The following is a 17,323-nucleotide window of genomic DNA, read 5'->3' as shown; positions in this document are numbered from 1 at the left end:
TATATACCACCGGCGCGGGGCTTTTCTTCTCCCGTGCGCGGCGTATATTTCTTCTTCATGGCAATGCATCTTCCCCGCCCGCACAAGCCAGTGCGGAGGGATAATTTTTCCTCGCAACCCATTCCCGAGCGCACCTACCCGTGGTGGCAGGTGATGTGCCTGTCCGGGGTGGACTATTTCTCCACGCTGGGCTACCAGCCCGGCATCGCGGTGCTGGCCGCCGGCGCGCTGGCCCCGGCCGCCACCCTCATCCTCGTGGTCGTCACCCTGGCCGGGGCGGTGCCGGTCTACCGGCGCGTGGCGGCGCGCTCGCCGCACGGGCTGGGTTCTATCGCGATGATGGAGGCCCTCACCCACGGCTGGTGGGGCAAGCTGCTCGTGCTGGTGCTGTTGGGATTTGCCGCCACGGACTTCATGGTCACCATCACGCTTTCGGCCTCCGATGCCTCCGCGCACCTGCTCGGCGCCACCGACAGCCCGCACCAGCTTCCCGTAACCATCGCGCTGGTGTGCGCCCTGACCGTGGTCTTCCTGGTCGGCTTCCGTGAGGCCGTCGGTGTGGCCGTGGCTCTGGTCGTCACCTACCTCTCGCTGACCCTGGTGGTAATCTCCGCCGGGCTGTGGCAGCTGGCCACCCACCCGGTCCTCCTGGGCGACTGGGCCGCTACCCTCCACCCCCAGCACCCGCACCCGGTGGGCATAGCCGTGCTGTGCCTGATTGTTTTTCCGAAGCTCGCCCTGGGGCTGTCCGGTTTTGAGACGGGCGTGTCCGTCATGCCGCTTATCCGCTCGCAGTCCCTGCCGCAGCGCATCAGGCGGGCCCGCCGGCTGGTGACCACCAGCGCGGTGATTATGAGCCTGTACCTGCTGACCTCCTCCCTGCTGGTGACCACGCTTATCCCCGCCGACCAGTTCGGCGCCGGCGGCAGCGCTGACGGGCGGGCGCTGGCCTGGCTGGCCGAGCACTACCTCGGGGCCTCCTTCGGGCAGTTCTATGGATACGTCACCACGGCCATCCTGTGGTTCGCCGGTGCGTCGGCGATGTCGGGCATGCTCGCTTTGATCCCGAAGTACCTGCCGCGGTTCGGCATGGCCCCGGAGTGGGCCAAGCGCTCCCGGCCGATGGTGCTGTTGCTCAGCGTTATCGCCATCGGCATTACGTGCCTCTTCGACGCGGACGTGGACAAGCAGTCGGGGGCCTATGCCACCGGCGTGCTGGTGGTGATTTTCTCCGGCGCCGTGGCGGTTACTTGCACGGCGCGCGCCAAGGCCTGGTACGCCGCCATCGCGGTGGTTCTGGGGCTGACCCTGGCCGCCAACCTCGTGGAGCGCCCCGACGGCCTGCGCGTGGCCGGCTTCTTCATCGTGGCCATCGTCTTGAGCTCGCTGGCCTCCCGCGCCGTGCGCTCCTATGAGCTGCGTGACAACGGTACCTCCTGGGACGCAGCCGCCCTAGAGTTGCTCGAGGCCCCGGGACCTAACATCCAGCTGATGCCGGCAGCTCCCTGCCCCGACCTGAGTACCAAGAAGCAGCGCGTTTGCCGCGCCCACCACCTGGCCGGCACCGCTAACATCGTGGCGCTGGAGATTTCCGTGCGCGATCCTAGCGCCTTCGCCGAGCCCTACGCCGTGCGCGGTGTGGACGGCGCCTTGGTGGTCGAGGCCGCCTCGGTCTCCAACGCGGTGGCCGTTATCGCCCTGGACATCCAACGGCGCACCGGCAAGCCGGTGGAGGTCTACTTCGAATGGGCCGACGACGGCCCCCTCAAGGCTGCCCTGCGCACCGTCTTCCTGGGCCGCGGCCAGGTCGCCACCGTCACCCGGGAGATCCTGCGCCGGACAAGCCTGGACACCGGCCAGCCCAGCCCCAGCGTGCACGTGGCTTAAGCAGGCGGCACACAGCCGACTTCACCGCACCCAACCCCGCCCCACCTGCTCAGGGCCGCACAGGGCAGCAAAGCCGCAACAAAGCCCCAGCACTCGCGGCAGCCGGCAGCGTGCGACGGGCGAAACACCCCGAAACAACTGTCCCAGTGCCCAGCTAGCCCCATGATTGCACATTTTTTATCACTTCCCATCCATCAATGAAGGCCAGACTAACCGGAGTGGTGTAGTTAACCTCTAGTTAACTTGACGCGTAAACAAAAACCGGATCCAATCCCCTACGCCAGGCAAGCTCCAGCTCAATAACGCTTTTTAACAACGTTTACCGTCCGGCAATGCCTGAGAATTTCCTGATTTTTTACCCCCGTCCCACCCCCACCCAAAGGTGTCAGATCTTGCTCGAAATTTTTGTTATATACACTTTTTAACCCTAAGTGGATAATGATTTATCCCGCCGTAGCCAGCAAATCTGCAGAAAAAACTCAACAAAGGATGGGCCGGCTGTCCGATCCTCAAAACCAATCCTTTGTCTAGACATCTGACTATTGCGGTTCTTTCCAGCGGCCTTTACGTTGGATTGCATCACGTCTTGAGGAATGCGTGTCGTACTGTCAAAAACCATCCCCTACTTCAGGAGATTTTTCTTTATGAATATCCGTCGTCGTTTTGCCGGCCTGACCGCTGGCATCATCGTTGCGGGTACCGCCCTGACCGCCCCGGTCGCCGGTGCCGCTACCCAGACCGAGTCCTACCCGGAGACCCCGGCGCTGAACCCGAAGCTGCCGATCATCCACACCACCCACGGCTCCGACCACATGAAGGCCAACGTGCTGAACCCGCGCCCGGTCTGCAACCCGTGGGAAGACCACCGCACCGTGGTCTACAAGGCCACCGACACCTTCATGCCGGCCGGCACCATCTCCACCACCAACCAGACCAAGAAGGACATCCCGCTCAGCCAGGACCTGTCCAAGTCTCAGTCCATCAACGTGGAGATCAACGGTGACCGCACCTCCACCACCTCCATGAACCTGGGTGGCGGCTACTCCAAGGATGGCGGCGAGTCCTCCGTGGGTATCTCCCACTCCATCGCCACCAAGATCGGTGCTTCCGCGTCCTACTCCCTGTCCTGGGACGCTGGCCAGACCATTGGCCCGTACGATGTTCCGCCGAACCACACCGGTGAGGCCACCTACGGCTTCCGCGTCCTGAACATGACCGGTACCCAGCAGTACTGCAAGCCGAACGGCACCTGGTCCACCCCGACCTTCTGGTCCGCTCTGCAGCCGGTCAAGAACGAGGTCCGCGTCAAGCTGTACGACGACCTGGCTGACTCCTTCGCTCCGAACAAGGACGCTCAGAACACCACCGACGTCAACGACCCGAAGGTTGTTGAGGAAGACAAGGACCCGAAGGCTGACGCCGAGGTTATCGCCGAGAACGAGAAGCCGGTTGAGGAAGAGGTTGCTTCCGAGGCTGAGGGCGACAAGGAAGAGGCTGCTGACAAGAAGAAGCAGGAAGAGGTCGACAAGGGCGAGGCCGCCGAGGAAGACTCCGAGCTGGACCTGAAGCCGTTCATCAAGACCTCCGGCGCTAAGCACGCTGGCTTCGCCGGCACCGTCGCCGTCGGCGCTGAGAACGTTGGTTCCAAGCGCTACTACGGTGATTTCCCGGCCGTTCAGTTCCGCGTCGATGTCAAGACCGAAGAGGGCCCGGAGGGCGTTGACCGTCTGATCACCCCGCGCTCCACCAACGGTGCTCACATCCGCGACCTGGGCTTCGATGAGAAGACCTCCACCCGCTCCTTCGAGGTCAACCTGTCCAACCCGATCAACAAGGGTGACAAGCAGGAGCTGGCGTTCTTGGACTTTGGCGACGGCAACACCAAGGAAGGCCGCCTGAAGAACTACATTACCGTTACCCAGACCTCCCGCCTGGACGGTGACAACTCCAAGGGCAACGACCAGAACGTTGACTCCCGCAAGGTTGGCACCAACGACTTCGGCAAGAAGCACAGCGGCCTGTACTAAAGACCACTAAGTTCCTTCGGGTCAGAGGAACTACATGGGACTAACTGCTCATCGGCTAAAGCGGTGATGCTATAAACTCCCTTGGCAGCGCATTGGGAATGTGATTCCTTCTAGCGCAACCAAGGGAGTTTTCTTTTTGGGACCAGATTGATTTTTGGGACAAGATTGAATTGGAGGTCGAGATAGCTAATGGAGATCCCAATTCTTTATGACCTCTTGTGGATTGTCCTCCCCCTCATTTGTATCGCCCTCACTGTTGTCGTCTTCCTTTGGGAGAGACGACAAAGAAGTTCTAGCGTTCGGACTATTCTTTGGTGCCTTGTCCAGTTCGGGTTACCGCTGCTGGGCTTCTTGCTGTGGCTAGTCCTCCGCCGTTTTCCCCGCGGTCACTCAGCCGGCCCGCAACGCTAAATTAGGCCCACAGCCCGGTCTGCCTGACATCTCACTGAGGTGTCGCAGACTGGGCGGCGCTTTTTGTTTTCTTCCCAATTGTCTTGGCCCGGCTCGCCTGGGGCCATAAAATTGGTTCCATGTCCGATAACACTAAGAACCCGCCGCGCATCCTGGCGATCACCGCCTGCCCCACGGGCATCGCGCACACGTATATGGCGGCCGAGAATCTCACCGCGGCCGCGCAAGAATTAGGTTTCGATCTCCAGGTCGAAACGCACGGTTCCATCGGCGTCGAGGGTGCATTTACCCCCGCTGATATTGAGGCTGCCGATGCCATCCTCATCGGCGCCGATACCGTCATCAACAAGGAGCGCTTCGTAGGCAAGCGCCTGCTGGCCACCGGCGTCGACGACGCCATCAAGCGCCCGAATGAGCTGCTGCGACAGTCCCTGGAGGCCAACACCTTCACCGACCGCCAGCTGCAAAAACAGCAGGCCGACCAGCCCGGCCAGGACGAAGGCGCCACGTCCTCATCCTCCGGCATCGCCGGCGTGGGCCAGACTATGTACAAGGCCCTGATGAACGGTGTCAGCCACATGATCCCGTTCGTGGTCACGGGCGGTCTGCTGCTGGCTGTGGCCCTGTCCATCGGCGGCACGCCCACCCCGGAGGGCCTGGCCATCCCGGAGGGTTCCTTCTGGTTCACCATCTCTGAGCTGGGTACCCTGGCGTTTTCCCTGATGGTACCGGTGCTTTCCGGCTATATCGCCGTCGGCATCGCGGACCGGCCAGGGCTTGCTCCGGGCCTGATTACGGGCTTTATCGCCACCACCGGTTCCCTCTACGGCTCGGAGGCCGGCGCCGGCTTCTTGGGCGGCATCGTCACCGGTATCTTGTCCGGCTACGTGGCCCTGGGAATTAGGAAGATCCCGGTCCACAAGTTCATCGCGCCCATCTGGCCCATCATCGTCATCCCGATCCTGACCACGCTCACCGTGGGCCTGGCCTTCATCTGGCTCATCGGCGCCCCGATTGCCAGCGTTTTCGCCGCGCTGACCGAGTACCTCGCGGGCATGCAAGGCGCCTCGATGCTGGTGCTGGGTGCCATCATCGGCGCCATGATGGCCTTCGACATGGGCGGGCCCTTCAACAAGACCGCCTTCCTCTTCGGCGGCGGCATGATCGCCTCCGGTAACGCGCTGCCGATGGGCATGGCCGCGGCCGCCATCGCCGTCCCGCCGCTGGCCGTGGGGCTGGCCACGCTCATCCGCCGCGCTTGGTTTACCAAGGCGGAGCGCGACTCCGGCATCGCCGCACTGTTCATGGGCTTCTTCGGTATCACCGAAGGCGCCATCCCTCTGGCCGCGGCCCGCCCGCTGCAGGTCATTCCGGCCAACGTCGTCGGCGGCGCCATCGCCGGCGCCCTGGCCGGTGCCTTCGGCGCGGCCGACCACGTCATGCACGGCGGCCCCATCGTCGCCCTGCTGGGCGCGGTGGACAACGTCGTCGGCTTCTTCATCGCCATGGCCGCTGGCGTGGCCGCCACGACCATCCTCATCCTGGTCCTGGTGGGGCTCACCCAGAGGAAGAACCCCGCCGCCGAAGAGGCACAGAACACCAACGCCGACACCGCCGATTCCACCGATGCCAACAGCGCCCAGCCCGGCACCGAAACCACGGGTGCCGCGGTCCCAGCCGGCGCCGCGGGTGCCGCCACGGCCACCAAAAGCACTACGGCGACCGCCACGACTCCTAGCACGCTCATCGACCCTTCGGTGGTGCTGCTGGATCCGGATACCGTCTCCAGCCGCGACGACGTCATCCGTGAGCTCGTCGCCGCCGCAGCCACAAGCGGGCGCATCACCGACGCGGATGCCGTAGTGGACGCCGCCGTCGCCCGGGAGGCCAAGCACTCGACCTCCGTGGGCAACGCCGTGGCCATCCCGCACGCCCGCGTGGCCGGCGTGGCCGCCCCGACCCTGGCCTTTGCCCGCCTAGACGAGCCCGGCATCCCCTGGGCCGCGGACGAAGAGCCCTCCCGCCTAGTCTTCCTCATCGCCGTGCCCGACGATGCCGGCAAGCAGCACCTCAAGCTGCTGTCCAAGCTGGCGCGCAGCCTGATGAAGCAGGACTTCCGCGATAAGCTCTTCGCCGCCGCGGACCGCCGCGCCGTCGTCGCCCTCGTCGAAGAGGCAGTGGCCTAACCACCGCACGACCCTGCCGGGCGCAGAAAACAGCGGCCGAGGACCGGATCCACCATCCAGCCCTCGGCCGCTTTTGTCATTCCTGAGCCCGCCCCCACCAGACATCCGCCGGGTCGCACGCCGCAGTCACGTTCAGCGCCGCCGCAAAGCGCCCATCCGGCAACCCGGTCATGGCCTGCAGCGCCGGCTCATCAATGCTCGCCCGCCGCAGGTTCTCCGCAATCTCCGCCGCAGCGGCCTAGCGTTCCTTGTTATTCAGACTCATGGGAGAAAGATAACTCCGGTTTAGGGGGCTCCATTCCCTGTCGAACCGAGTGACGCCGCTGCCGGCGCGGTACGCGAACGAAGACGAGCTTGCACGGGTGCACACCCGCGAGCACATCGCGGAGATGAAACGGCAGTCGCAGCTGCTGCGCGGGGGGCGACGCCGGCGACGGCGCCAGCCCGTTCGGCCGGGGTGGGTTCGACATCGCGCGCCTAGCCGCCGGCGGGGCCATCCGCACGGTGGAGGCCGTGGTCACCGGCGAGGTGGATACGGCCTACGGGCTGGTCAACCCGCCGGGTCATCACGCCGAGCGCGCCCGCGGAATGGGCTTTTGCCTGTTCGGGAACGCCTCCGTGGCGATCGCGCACGCGCGACAGACGCTGGGTGTTAAAAGCGTGGCGGTAGTGGACTGGGACGTCCACCACGGCAACGGCACCCAGGACATCTGGTGGGACAACCCGGAGGTGCTGACCATCTCCATCCACCAGCACAACAACTTCCCGCCACGCTCCTGGCACCGCGAGCACAACGGCACCGGCGCAGGTCAGGGCGCGGCGCTGAATATTCCCCTGCCGCCGGGCAGCGGCAACGCGGTCTACGATCTAGCGTTCGCGGACGTGGTGGTGCCTGCGCTCGAGCGCTTTCGGCCGGAACTTATCGTGGTGGCCAGCGGCTTTGATGCCGCCATCATGGATCCCCTGGCGCAGATGATGGTCACCCAGCGCGGCTTCAAGGCGCTTACCCGCCGGCTGCTGGCGGCTGCCGATGCCCTCTGCGGCGGCCGGATCGCCTTCCTCCAGGAGGGCGGCTACAGCCCGTACTACCTGCCCATCTGCGGGCTGGGGGTTATCGAGGAGCTGACCGGCCGCGAGTCCGGCTTCGGGGACCCGCACGCGGCGAACCTGGACACCAAGGGCGTGGACGAGCTCTACGAGCACCAGCGCGCCGAGGTCGCCCGCGCCGCCGCGCTCGTCGAGCAGGTACCGGCCGGCTAGCGCCTGACGGTTGTCTCCGGGGCTTTCCCCTGGGCGCACCCCGGCGCGGGGTGTGCCCGCGAGAGTTAACGCGAAGTTTCCTTTACTGTCATCGTCCCGAGATGTTCGGAGTTTAGAGTTTCTTCACGTGCGGCTGTGGCCGACCTGTCAAAACCATAACGCTGCCCTTGGCGCAGCATGGGGATGCAGGCCACCACCGCCCGTACGTTGTCTCATCTTGTCTCTCTATCTCGTCTAAGTGAAGGACCCTTCTCATGCGTTTTTCTCTGCGCGCCGGCTCCGTGGCCGTTGCTGCTTCCCTGATCGCCGCGGGCGTTGCCCCGGCCACCGCCCAGGAATCCAACGGCCCGAAGAACATCATCTACATGATCGGTGACGGCATGGGCTATGGCCACGTCGCCTACAACAACCTGTATGAAACCGGCCAGTCCAAGTACCTGGTCGACGGCGAATTCAGTGAGGCCGGCCCGCAGGAGCTGGACGGCGAGTCCGTCCAGTCCTACGAGGACTTCAACCGTCTGTCCATGTCCACCTACTCCCAGGGCGGATCCTACGATCCGTCCCAGGCCTGGGCCACCCACGAGTACGTGCAGGAAGGCATCATCACCGACTCGGCCGCGGCGGGTACCGCCATGGCCACTGGCGTGAAGGTCGAAAACGGCATCCTAGGTATGTCCAACTACGGGATGGCCCAGAAGAACTTCCAGGAGACCGCCATCGAGCAGGGCAAGTCCGCCGGCGTGGTTTCCTCCGTGCCGTTCTCCCACGCCACCCCGGCCGCCTTCGCCGCCCACAACCAGGACCGCAACGCCTACGGCGAGATCGCCAAGGACATGATCGACTCGGACCTGTCCGTGGTCATGGGCGCTGGCCACCCGTTCTTCACCGATGACAACCAGCCGACGCAGACCGGTTCCTTCGGCTACATCGACGAAGCCGACTACAACCGCCTGGCCGAGGGTGAGACCGACTGGGAGTACTTCGACTCCAACGACGGCTTCGCCAGCCTGGCCGAGGGCAACGTGGAAGAGGGCAAGAAGTACTGGGGCCTGGCTCCGGTCCACTCCACCCTGCAGCAGTCCCGCTCCGGCGAAGGCACCGCCCCGTACTCCGATCCGCAAAACGACGTGGTTGACCTGCCGACCATGACCACCGGCGCCCTGAACGCCCTGGGTCAGGACGCTGACGGCTTCTCCGTGATGATTGAGGGCGGCGCCATCGACTGGACCGGCCACGCCAACCAGTCCGCCCGTGAGATCGAGGAGATGCAGGACTTCAACGCCTCCGTCGACGCCGCCATCAAGTGGGTCGAGGAGAATTCCAACTGGGAAGAGACCCTGCTGATCGTCACCGCTGACCACGAGACCGGCTACCTGTCCGGTGAGAACGAGCCGGACGAGGGCCGTTTCAACAAGATGGCCGGCGACGCCGAGTCCCTGCCGAGCCACCAGTGGTACTCCGACGAGCACACCAACCAGCTGGTTCCGTTCTTCTTCAAGGGCGCTGGCTCCGAGGACATCATGTCCCACGTCAAGGGTACCGACCCGGTCCGCGGCGACTACATCGATAACACCGACGTCGCTCAGCTGGCCATGAAGACCTGGTGGTCGAATGACTCCGAGCAGCCGGGTGATGACAACCGGGACGACAACACTGGTTCCTCCCAGGGCAGCTCCAACGCCGCCTCCGGCCTGGCGGGCGCGGGCATCGTGGCCGCCATCTTCGGCGCCATCTTCGCCGCCGCCCAGGCAGCCGGCATCCTGAAGATCGACTTCTCCCCCATTCAGAAGCTGCTGCGCCAGATCGGCCTGGCTTAAGTTTTTTTAAAAATTCCCATCGCCTCGTTGGAGGTGATGGGAATTTTTTATGCGCTTTTGCGTGCTTAAGTGCTGGGCTTAGCGCAGCGGGTCGAACGGATCCAGGATGGGATCGATAACGCCGGTGGCGATCTGCTTAGCCAGCAGCTTGCCGGAAATCGGCCCCAACACTACGCCCCACATGCCGTGGCCGCCGCAGGTGTAGACGTTGGGCACCTGGGTCTGGCCGATAAGCGGCAGGCCGTCCGGGGTGACGGGCCGGGAGCCGACCCACTCGTCCTGGATGTCGTCCCAGTCGATGCCCTTGAACATCGGGGCGGTGACCTTGATCATGGACTCGATGCGGCCGGGCTGGAAGGCCTCGTCGGGGCCGCGGAATTCCATGGTGCCGGCGATCTGGAAGCGGCCGCGGGTAGGTGCCGGGGTGCAGGCCACGCGGGTCTCCGGGAGGTAGACCGAGTGCTTGGCTTCCTGCTCCGGCTTGACGGTGAAGGAATAGCCACGACCGGCCTGGACCATGGTGCGCACGCCCAGGGACTTGGCCAGCTTCGGCAGCCAGGCCCCGGTGGCGATGACCACCACGTCGGCGGGCTTCCACTCACCGGTGGCCAGCTGGATGGCCGGCTTGCGGGTGGACTGGACGTCGGTGACCTCCGCGCCGGTGGTAATCGTGCCACCGCGGGCCACGAAGGACTCTGCGATGGCCTCGCAGAAGTACTGCGGCTCAATGTAGCGCTGGCCGCCCAGCTTGTAGACAGTCTGGACGCGCTCCGAGAGCATCGGGGCGTAGTCCAGGGCCTGGGCGTGGCTGAGGTTTTCGAAGGGGATCTCCTGGCCGTGGCGGATAGCGCCCTCGACCTCGTCCAAAAAGCCCTTGGCCTGGTTGTCGTTTTCGAAGCCGACGATGAACGGGCCTTCGTGGGTCACGGCGTCGACGCCGCCGTCGATGAGCTCGTCGTAGGCGCCCAGGGCGGCCTTGTCGATGGGGGTCAGGGCCGCCATGGTCTTGTCCCAGGAGCGCTGGTTGGCCCGGGCCATGAACTGGGCGACGAACGCCCACAACTTCGGGTCGATGCGGGTGGGCACGCTCAGCGCCGCATCCTTATCGAACAGCGCGGTGGGGCCGTAGCCCCACAGGCTGGAATTGGACAGCGGGATGGTCTTACCGGGCGCCAGCCAGCCGGCGTTGCCCCAGGACGCGCCGGCGGCGACCCCGATCTTGTCCACGATTTCCACGTCGTAGCCGTGTTCCTGCAGGTACCACGCCGTCGACAGGCCGGTCATACCGGCGCCCACCACAATAGCCTTAGTCATGTGCTCCTCCTCACAGATGATTTGAATGCCTATATCATCTACGGAGGATAGAGTGGGCGGGTACACATTGGCGGGATCCCCCAGAATCCGCCTCATTTTGCAAGCATCCTCCACCGCGGAGAACGAACACCCCCATGCAGCTGGATCAGATTGAGGCGGCCATCTGCCGCGAATTGGCTTCCGATGCCCGCCTGCCCATCTCCGAACTCGCCCACCGCATCAACGTCAGCGAGTCCACCGCCCACCGCCGGCTGAACTCGCTCATCGCGCGCGGGGTCATCACCGGCTTTTCCGCACACGTGGACCCGGCGGCCCTGGGGCTGGGCACGGAGGCGCTCATCCACATCCGCCTCCACCCCGGCGCCCGCGGCGCCCTGCGAGACTTCTACCACTACCTGCTGGAGCTAGAGCCGGTGCGCCACGTCTACTTCGTGGCCGGTAACCAGGACTTTGTGGCGCACGTGCAGCTGGCCAGCGCGGCCGGCCTGCGGGATTTCATCTCGGACGTGGTCAGCGCGCGCCCCGAGGTGGCCTCCACCAACACCTCCCTGGTCTTCGACCACCGGGCGGGCTAGCCGTCCTCGCGCTTCGGCTTCTTGAGATCCTCCAGCGTGGGCAGGCCCAGCGCCTCGAGGATGTCGGCCAGGGCCGTGATATCGGCCTCCAGCCGGTCCAGGCGCGCGGCCTGGTTCTCACTGAGCTTGCTCCGCAGGGCCTTCAGCCGCGGGTAGCGGCCGGCCAGCAGGGTGCCCCAGTAGATGCGCAGGTCCAGGATCTCCTGGTTGCCGGGCACCGGTTCGCCGTTATGGAAGGCGACGATGTCGCGCAGCTGCTCCTCCAGCATGGACAGGTCCATGTCGGCGCCGGGCAGGCCGGCATCGTGGGCATAGGCGTTGACACCGGTGGGCCGCGGCGGGTCCTCGGCGCGGTAGAAGCGGTCCAGGGTCATGGCCTCGCGCGCCATGACCGGGTCGTTGACGGGCAGGCGCGGGGCATCGTCCTCGCCCAGCAGCTGGCCGCGGCTTAGCCGGATGAAGGTGCGCTGGTCCTCCATGCCCGGGTGGGTGCACTGCAGGCCCACACCGAAGGACTCAAGATCCTCGGCCTGGAACATATATCCCAGGTAGCGGGCGCGTGGGTTGATCTCGAAGTCGTCCGGGGTCGCGCCCGGCAGGTGGAAGTCGACCTCGTGGAGGTAGTCGCGCACGCGCTGCTGCTGCCCGGGGCTTAGGTAAATGTCTTGGTATAACGCTCGTGACATGGTGTGTCCTCCTTAGAGCATCTGCAGGCGGTCGTAGGAATCGGTGTCCTCAAAGAAGCCGCCCATCCCGTTGCCGATGATGTCGAAGCGGTTGACCACCTCGATCCGGTCCAGCCACTTCGCCGAGCGGAAACCGGTGGAGGTCTCCAGGCGCAGGCGCATGGGCGCGCCGTTCTTGATGGGGATCTCGTCGCCGTCGTAGCCAATGGCGATCAGCGACTGCGGCTGGCGGGCCTCTTCCATCGGCATGGACTCGTAATAGTAGGAACCGTTGTAGTTGTCGTCGTCGCGGGTCATGTTCTGGAAGCTGTGGACCACCACGTCGCTGGCCCCGTCCAGCGGGCCGACCAGGTCGAGCAGCTTGTACAGCGGCACGCCGTCCCACTTGCCCACCGAGGAAAAGCCCTGCACGCAGTGATGGACCGTGTTCTGCGAGTACCCGTCGGCGATTTTGCGGATATCCGCCATGGTCAGGCGCATGGGCTTTTCGACGAACCCGCCGATTTCCAGCACGTAGTCGTCCTCGTAGTCATTGCAGACCAGGGACATATAGGCCTCCGTTGACGGCGGCATGCCCGAGGCGCGGTGGTGCGGCGCCTTGGTGATCTCGGCATCACTGTAGCTGTTCTGGCGCGAGGGCAACTTGCGCAGCGCGCGGGTCAGCGGGCGGACCACCACGTTGTGCAGGCGCTCGATGACCTTCGGGCGCTCCAGGGAGGTCTTCGTGGCCCAGACGTGGAAGGCGATGATGCCGAACAGGCCCAGGGTGAAGATGACCCCGCCGGCGATCGGGTTCTCCGAGTGACCGAAGACCATCTTGGAGACCTCGTGGCCGTAGCCGTGCAGCACCACCATCGCGACGTGGATGACAATGAAGACGACGTAGGCGATGAGGCCCCAGAAGTGCAGGGTGCGGATGACCTGGCGCCCGCCCATCAGCTTGGAAATGCGCGGGAAGTGGTTGTTGATGGCCGGCGACTGGAAGGCGCCGGTGATAATCATCCACAGCGGCAGGATGAGCACCACGAAGCCGTAGGACAGCTGCTGGATGGCGTTGAAGGGGTAGCCGTCCATCGCCGGCGGGATCTGGAAGGCCAGGTAGTGAATGAGATCGTCCCAGGCCTGGGCGAAAACGCCCCAGTCCTCCGGCCAGTAGCGGCGCCACTGCCCGGTGCCCAGCAGCAGGCCCCAGTAGATGACCATCAGCAGCACCCAGCCCATCACGCTGATGAAGTGCCAGTAGCGGCCCTGCCCCAGGGCGCCGTGGCCCGGCAGGGAGATGACGGGCGAATAGTCGTCGTACTCGCCGGAAACCGGGAAGTACTTGCGCTTGCGCTTTTGCTTAATGGAAAACTGCGCCCACTGCCCGCCCAGCGGGGTGTGCACGGAGCGGTGCAGCTTGGGGAAGGTGCCTAGGATCTCGATACCGCTGCGGATAAACAGCGTCACGAACAAGATGTTGACGAAGTGCTCGACGCGGAGCCAGACCGGAAATTCCTCTAGCATGATTAATCCTCAAATCCTTGGGTATCCGGGTATGCCACCAGGACGCCGTAGTTCAGCGCCCAGTAGATAACGCAGTAGGCCAGGCTAGCGAAGAACATGGTGTTCCAGCCGGCCGCGAGGTAGACGCCCGCGCCGTTGCCCACGAACGGCGCGTGCCCGAACAGGCCGCCGAAGTAGACCAGGATGCCGGCGGCGGCCACGACGGCGCCAAAGCCCCAGATGCGCCACTTGGTCACCAGGCCCAGCACCAGGAAGATGGCGGCCAGGGCGATGACCAGGCCGAGCGCGATGTCGCTGCCGGCGAAGATGTCGAAGCCGCTGGACAGCACGGCCCAGGCGCAGCCGCCGATAAGCGCCACGATCACCAGGATGGCGGCCTTGGTCAGGCGCGGCAGGTTAATGCGGATATAGCGGAAAAACGGCGCCCGCGTCTTCCCGGGTTTGACGTGGAGCTTGATGTCCTCGGTGTCCGGGTTCGGTTGCTGTGACACGGCTCGGCTCCTTTTCTGTTCAGATTGTTCTTTATTGATTTCGTCTGGCGGCGCTTCGCGTGTGCGCCGGCCGGTGACGTGGTCCGTTAGGTTAAAGTTCCGTTCGGATTGTGCGGGAGGTGTTGAGTCCTTCCCCACGGGCGCGCGGGAGGCTATGTTTGGCCTCCGTGCCCATAACCCCAAAGTAGTTTAAGCTGGGCAAACGCGCTGAATTGATCGTACGTTCAAGGGCGGGGCTATCCCATTTACCTGCGGTTTAGATCAAGCGTTCAAAACCGTATGCTCGTTCGACTTCGCATGGATTAAAAACCCAGCTTAGAGTCTATAAATGCAGCGCCCGCGGGGCGCTCCTGCGCGTGGCTAGTCGCGCTCCCATATCGCACACATTCTGAAAGGACCGTCGAACAATGTCAGCAATGGTCATCTTCGGGCTGATCGCCTCGGTCGCCCTGCTCTTCGCCTTCGCGATGCTCAACTTGGGCAAGTGGACGCCGGACGATTACCCCTATCAGATCCTGAACTTCGTCGGCGCCGGCTTCCTGACCGCCTCTGCCGCCAACCCGTTCAACGCGGGCGTGTTCTGGACCGAGCTCATCTGGTCCCTGCTGGGCCTCTACGGCATCATCAAGATCTTCCTGAACCGCCGGAAGAACCAGTCCCAGTCCGCCACCGCCTAGTCCGCAACGAACGAAAGGAATACCCTCATGGCACTCTCCTACGAAATTGGCATCATCGCCGGCATCTGCTTCGTCGTTGCCTTCGGCCTGCTCAACTTCAAGGTCCTGACCGCCACCTCCCCCATCTACCAGACCCTGAACTTCTTGGGCGCGATGGGCTTCGTCTACACCGCCCTGTCCCCGTTCAACCCGGGCCTGTTCATCACCGAGGCCGTCTGGGCGATTGTCGCCCTATTCGGCCTGTGGAAGATTTTCACCTCTTCCAGCAAGCGCAAGGCCGCCGAGGCCGTGCCGGATACCCGCCGCAACGAGGCCTAATTTCAACGCCACCACCCCCCGACCCCTGCTTGCCGGTCCAGGGTGGGCAACTATACTTTCCCTAGCACACGGATTTCTGCCGCGGCTGCCTGTTTCATTGTTGGCCGCGTTTCGGCTGCATTGAGGAGCGATGGTTGCCCAAGAATAACCCCCAGTACGGCCCCCGACTGCGCATTATCGATGCCACCCTAGACTCCATCGTGCACAACGGAGTGGCCGGCACCACCATGCGCGTCGTCGCCGACAAGGCGGACGTGTCCTTGGGCTCCATCGCCTATTATTTCAACGACAAGGACGGCCTGCTCGCGGCCACCTTTTCTATCTTCGCGGAGCGCTCCGTGGCGGATTTCGGGTCCTATTTCACCGGCATCGCTAGCCTTGACGATGCCCGCGCCGCCCTGTCCCAGATGCTCATCGCGTCCGCGGCTTCCCGCAAGACGCTAATCCTGGGCACCGAGCTCTACACCCTGTCCCTGCGGCGCCCCCTGCACCGCATGAACCTGCTGGAGTGGACGCAGGGCTGCCGCAACGTGATGGGCCAATACTTCGACGCTCACACCACCTACCTGCTCGACGCCTTCTACGAGGGCCTGCTGCTGCACCGGAGCATGTCGCTGGGCGAGTTCACCGAGGACCGCATCAACCTGGCGATCACCCGGCTGACCCCGCCCGAAAGCTATATCGGGCCGGGCGCTTAAGGCGCTGGGCATCGTCGAGCGGGGCCTGTCCCGGGCCGAGCAGTTCGGCATTAGGGTGCTGGAGCCGGTGCTGCTGTGGACCGGGTCCATCGTCGCGCACTACCGCGGCGACCGGGAGCTGGGGCGCGACTGCACCAACCGGCTGACGCTGAGCCAGGACGCGTTTCTGATTCAGCGCATCCCGTCCGCGATGACGCAGATGCACTCGGCCGCCATGAACAAGGACTTCCCCGCCGCGGTGTGCTTCGGGCGCTCGCTCTACGAGATGGGCCGACTGGTCGACATCGGCCAGCCCGGGTTCTGGCCCTGGGAGGACATCTGGGCCCAGCAGCTCCTCCACGCCGGCGATGCCGCCCTCTCCGAAGAGGTCACCTCCCGCGCCGAAGAACGCGCCGCCGGCAGCGACATCCTCTCCGTTACCGCCAAACTGGCCGTCCCGCGCGCCGGCCTGCTCATCCAGCGCGGCGAGACCTCCGCCGGGCTGAAAAGCTCGCCGATGCCGTCGAGATGATCGAATCCCGCCCCTGCCCTTTTACCAGTCGCGCATCCTGTTTGAGTACGGGCGCATCCTGCGCCGCCTGGTCCGGCGGCGCCACGCCGACGAGATCTTCGGCCGCGCCGGCGAGGTCTACGCTGCGATGGGCGCGCCTGAATTCGTCGAGCGCTGTAACCAGGAGCGCCGCGCCAGCGGCCTGGGGCGGCGCACCACCGGCGCCGGCGGGCTGACCCCGCAGGAGGAGGAGATCGCCAAGGCCGTCGCCGACGGCGCCAGCAACCGCGAGGTCGCCGAGGAGCTTTACCTGTCGACCAAGACCGTCGAGTACCACCTGACGCGGGTCTACCGGAAGCTCGGGATCCGCTCACGCAACGAACTTCCGCGTGCCCTCGCGCACGCGGGCCCCGACAATTAACACGCGGGCCCCGACAATTAAATAGACCATCCGCAACCTACCCCTGAACTACCCACTGGACCTACCCACTGAACCTACCCACTGAACCTACAAGGAAAGGACTTTCTACCATGCTGTTTCTTGCCCGAATGGACGTCACCTTCCCGGATCACCTAAGCCCCGAAGAGGTCGCCGATTTCCAGGCCCGCGAAAAGGAGTGCCGCCGGCAAGATGAAGGGCATCTGGCGCGTGGTCGGCGAGTACTCCAACTACTCCATCTACGACGCCCCCGACAACGATGCCCTCCACGACATCTTCGCCGGCTTCCCCATGTATAAGTACATGAAGATCCACGTCACCCCGCTGGCGAAGCACCCCAACTCCACCGACGCCGTCGCCTACTAATTCCGCCTACTAATTCCCGGGCGCACCACCTAGGCGCGCAACGTAGGCGCACCATCCAGGCGTGGGTTTTCGGCGCGCCATCTCGGCTCTTACGCTGGCGCGCCACCCTGGTGCGCGGTCCCGGTGCGCGGTCCCGGTGCCCGACCTAGGCGCGCCGAGTAGGCACGCCGAATGG

The 17,323-nt window shown here is 64.6% G+C and carries 16 protein-coding genes and 1 pseudogene; 13 read left to right on the top strand and 4 right to left on the bottom strand.

Going from position 1 to position 17,323, the window contains the following annotated elements; all coding sequences use genetic code 11:
* Positions 1-57 precede the first annotated feature (57 nt).
* The 6 genes from HMPREF3067_RS05490 to HMPREF3067_RS10980 all read left to right on the top strand — a co-directional run bounded on the left by HMPREF3067_RS05490 (position 58) and on the right by HMPREF3067_RS10980 (position 9,588).
* A complete protein-coding gene (locus tag HMPREF3067_RS05490; protein WP_371259774.1) occupies positions 58-1,887 on the top strand; it encodes an amino acid transporter in 1,830 nt (609 codons plus the stop codon).
* Between the two features lie 644 nt (positions 1,888-2,531).
* The gene (locus tag HMPREF3067_RS05485) at positions 2,532-3,914 is read left to right on the top strand and encodes a hypothetical protein (RefSeq protein ID WP_070768723.1); all 1,383 of its coding nucleotides are present in this window, start codon (positions 2,532-2,534) and stop codon (positions 3,912-3,914) included.
* Between the two features lie 189 nt (positions 3,915-4,103).
* Positions 4,104-4,325 carry a PLDc N-terminal domain-containing protein gene (locus tag HMPREF3067_RS11640; RefSeq protein WP_083319156.1) on the top strand — a complete coding sequence of 74 codons (222 nt, stop codon included), beginning with the start codon at positions 4,104-4,106 and terminating at the stop codon, positions 4,323-4,325.
* A 119-nt stretch (positions 4,326-4,444) separates the two neighbouring features.
* A complete protein-coding gene (locus HMPREF3067_RS05480; RefSeq protein WP_070768722.1) occupies positions 4,445-6,511 on the top strand; it encodes a fructose-specific PTS transporter subunit EIIC in 2,067 nt (688 codons plus the stop codon).
* A gap of 468 nt (positions 6,512-6,979) precedes the next feature.
* Positions 6,980-7,771 (top strand): arginase family protein, encoded by a 792-nt coding sequence (locus tag HMPREF3067_RS05475; protein ID WP_083319155.1) that lies wholly within the window; start codon positions 6,980-6,982, stop codon positions 7,769-7,771.
* A gap of 254 nt (positions 7,772-8,025) precedes the next feature.
* Positions 8,026-9,588, top strand: coding sequence for an alkaline phosphatase (locus HMPREF3067_RS10980; protein WP_083319154.1), 1,563 nt, complete (start codon positions 8,026-8,028; stop codon positions 9,586-9,588).
* A 78-nt stretch (positions 9,589-9,666) separates the two neighbouring features.
* Here HMPREF3067_RS10980 and HMPREF3067_RS05465 read toward each other — a convergent pair whose 3' ends face one another.
* Positions 9,667-10,902 carry an NAD(P)/FAD-dependent oxidoreductase gene (locus tag HMPREF3067_RS05465; protein WP_070768720.1) on the bottom strand — a complete coding sequence of 412 codons (1,236 nt, stop codon included), beginning with the start codon at positions 10,900-10,902 and terminating at the stop codon, positions 9,667-9,669.
* 134 nt (positions 10,903-11,036) lie between these two features.
* Between HMPREF3067_RS05465 and HMPREF3067_RS05460 the strand changes: the two genes are divergently transcribed.
* Positions 11,037-11,477: an Lrp/AsnC family transcriptional regulator gene (locus HMPREF3067_RS05460; protein ID WP_070768719.1), complete on the top strand. Its 441-nt coding sequence runs from the start codon at positions 11,037-11,039 to the stop codon at positions 11,475-11,477.
* On the opposite strand, the gene HMPREF3067_RS05455 is transcribed toward HMPREF3067_RS05460, so the two are convergent.
* The 3 genes from HMPREF3067_RS05455 to HMPREF3067_RS05445 are packed head-to-tail and all read right to left on the bottom strand — an operon-like array spanning position 11,474 to position 14,160.
* Entirely contained in the window at positions 11,474-12,163 is a 690-nt protein-coding gene (locus HMPREF3067_RS05455) for a hypothetical protein (protein ID WP_070768718.1), read from the bottom strand. The genes HMPREF3067_RS05460 and HMPREF3067_RS05455 overlap by 4 nt on opposite strands.
* 12 nt (positions 12,164-12,175) lie before the next feature.
* Complete coding sequence (locus HMPREF3067_RS05450; RefSeq protein ID WP_070768717.1) at positions 12,176-13,669, bottom strand: molybdopterin-dependent oxidoreductase; 1,494 nt, start codon at positions 13,667-13,669, stop codon at positions 12,176-12,178.
* 2 nt (positions 13,670-13,671) lie between these two features.
* Positions 13,672-14,160 carry a hypothetical protein gene (locus HMPREF3067_RS05445; RefSeq protein WP_083319153.1) on the bottom strand — a complete coding sequence of 163 codons (489 nt, stop codon included), beginning with the start codon at positions 14,158-14,160 and terminating at the stop codon, positions 13,672-13,674.
* Positions 14,161-14,567: 407 nt separating this feature from the next.
* On the opposite strand from HMPREF3067_RS05445, the gene HMPREF3067_RS05440 reads away from it, so the two are divergent.
* The 6 genes and pseudogenes from HMPREF3067_RS05440 (at position 14,568) to HMPREF3067_RS05415 (ending at position 17,148) form a co-directional block, all read left to right on the top strand.
* Positions 14,568-14,837, top strand: a complete 270-nt coding sequence (locus HMPREF3067_RS05440) for a CBU_0592 family membrane protein (protein ID WP_070768716.1) — start codon at positions 14,568-14,570, stop codon at positions 14,835-14,837.
* A 27-nt stretch (positions 14,838-14,864) separates the two neighbouring features.
* Entirely contained in the window at positions 14,865-15,155 is a 291-nt protein-coding gene (locus tag HMPREF3067_RS05435) for a CBU_0592 family membrane protein (protein WP_070768715.1), read from the top strand.
* A 134-nt stretch (positions 15,156-15,289) separates the two neighbouring features.
* Complete coding sequence (locus HMPREF3067_RS05430; RefSeq protein WP_070768714.1) at positions 15,290-15,853, top strand: TetR/AcrR family transcriptional regulator; 564 nt, start codon at positions 15,290-15,292, stop codon at positions 15,851-15,853.
* Positions 15,854-15,908: 55 nt separating this feature from the next.
* Positions 15,909-16,364 carry a hypothetical protein gene (locus HMPREF3067_RS05425; RefSeq protein ID WP_070768713.1) on the top strand — a complete coding sequence of 152 codons (456 nt, stop codon included), beginning with the start codon at positions 15,909-15,911 and terminating at the stop codon, positions 16,362-16,364.
* A 127-nt stretch (positions 16,365-16,491) separates the two neighbouring features.
* Complete coding sequence (locus tag HMPREF3067_RS05420; protein ID WP_070768712.1) at positions 16,492-16,764, top strand: helix-turn-helix domain-containing protein; 273 nt, start codon at positions 16,492-16,494, stop codon at positions 16,762-16,764.
* Between the two features lie 110 nt (positions 16,765-16,874).
* Positions 16,875-17,148 (top strand): annotated as a pseudogene (locus HMPREF3067_RS05415) (muconolactone Delta-isomerase family protein).
* Positions 17,149-17,323 lie beyond the last annotated feature (175 nt).

Source organism: Corynebacterium sp. HMSC04H06, assembly GCF_001815935.1.
Lineage (GTDB): Bacteria > Actinomycetota > Actinomycetes > Mycobacteriales > Mycobacteriaceae > Corynebacterium.
The sequence above is the reverse complement of the archived record's forward strand: the minus strand, read 5'-3'. Positions and strand labels throughout refer to the sequence as shown.

Excerpts from the sequence above, each read along its gene's own strand:
- HMPREF3067_RS05490 (WP_371259774.1), top strand. The coding sequence starts at position 58 with ATGGCAATGCATCTTCCCCGCCCGCACAAGCCAGTGCGGAGGGATAAT.
- HMPREF3067_RS05485 (WP_070768723.1), top strand. The coding sequence starts at position 2,532 with ATGAATATCCGTCGTCGTTTTGCCGGCCTGACCGCTGGCATCATCGTT.
- HMPREF3067_RS11640 (WP_083319156.1), top strand. The coding sequence starts at position 4,104 with ATGGAGATCCCAATTCTTTATGACCTCTTGTGGATTGTCCTCCCCCTC.
- HMPREF3067_RS05480 (WP_070768722.1), top strand. The coding sequence starts at position 4,445 with ATGTCCGATAACACTAAGAACCCGCCGCGCATCCTGGCGATCACCGCC.
- HMPREF3067_RS10980 (WP_083319154.1), top strand. The coding sequence starts at position 8,026 with ATGCGTTTTTCTCTGCGCGCCGGCTCCGTGGCCGTTGCTGCTTCCCTG.
- HMPREF3067_RS05465 (WP_070768720.1), bottom strand. The coding sequence starts at position 10,902 with ATGACTAAGGCTATTGTGGTGGGCGCCGGTATGACCGGCCTGTCGACG.
- HMPREF3067_RS05460 (WP_070768719.1), top strand. The coding sequence starts at position 11,037 with ATGCAGCTGGATCAGATTGAGGCGGCCATCTGCCGCGAATTGGCTTCC.
- HMPREF3067_RS05455 (WP_070768718.1), bottom strand. The coding sequence starts at position 12,163 with ATGTCACGAGCGTTATACCAAGACATTTACCTAAGCCCCGGGCAGCAG.
- HMPREF3067_RS05450 (WP_070768717.1), bottom strand. The coding sequence starts at position 13,669 with ATGCTAGAGGAATTTCCGGTCTGGCTCCGCGTCGAGCACTTCGTCAAC.
- HMPREF3067_RS05440 (WP_070768716.1), top strand. The coding sequence starts at position 14,568 with ATGTCAGCAATGGTCATCTTCGGGCTGATCGCCTCGGTCGCCCTGCTC.
- HMPREF3067_RS05435 (WP_070768715.1), top strand. The coding sequence starts at position 14,865 with ATGGCACTCTCCTACGAAATTGGCATCATCGCCGGCATCTGCTTCGTC.
- HMPREF3067_RS05420 (WP_070768712.1), top strand. The coding sequence starts at position 16,492 with ATGGGCGCGCCTGAATTCGTCGAGCGCTGTAACCAGGAGCGCCGCGCC.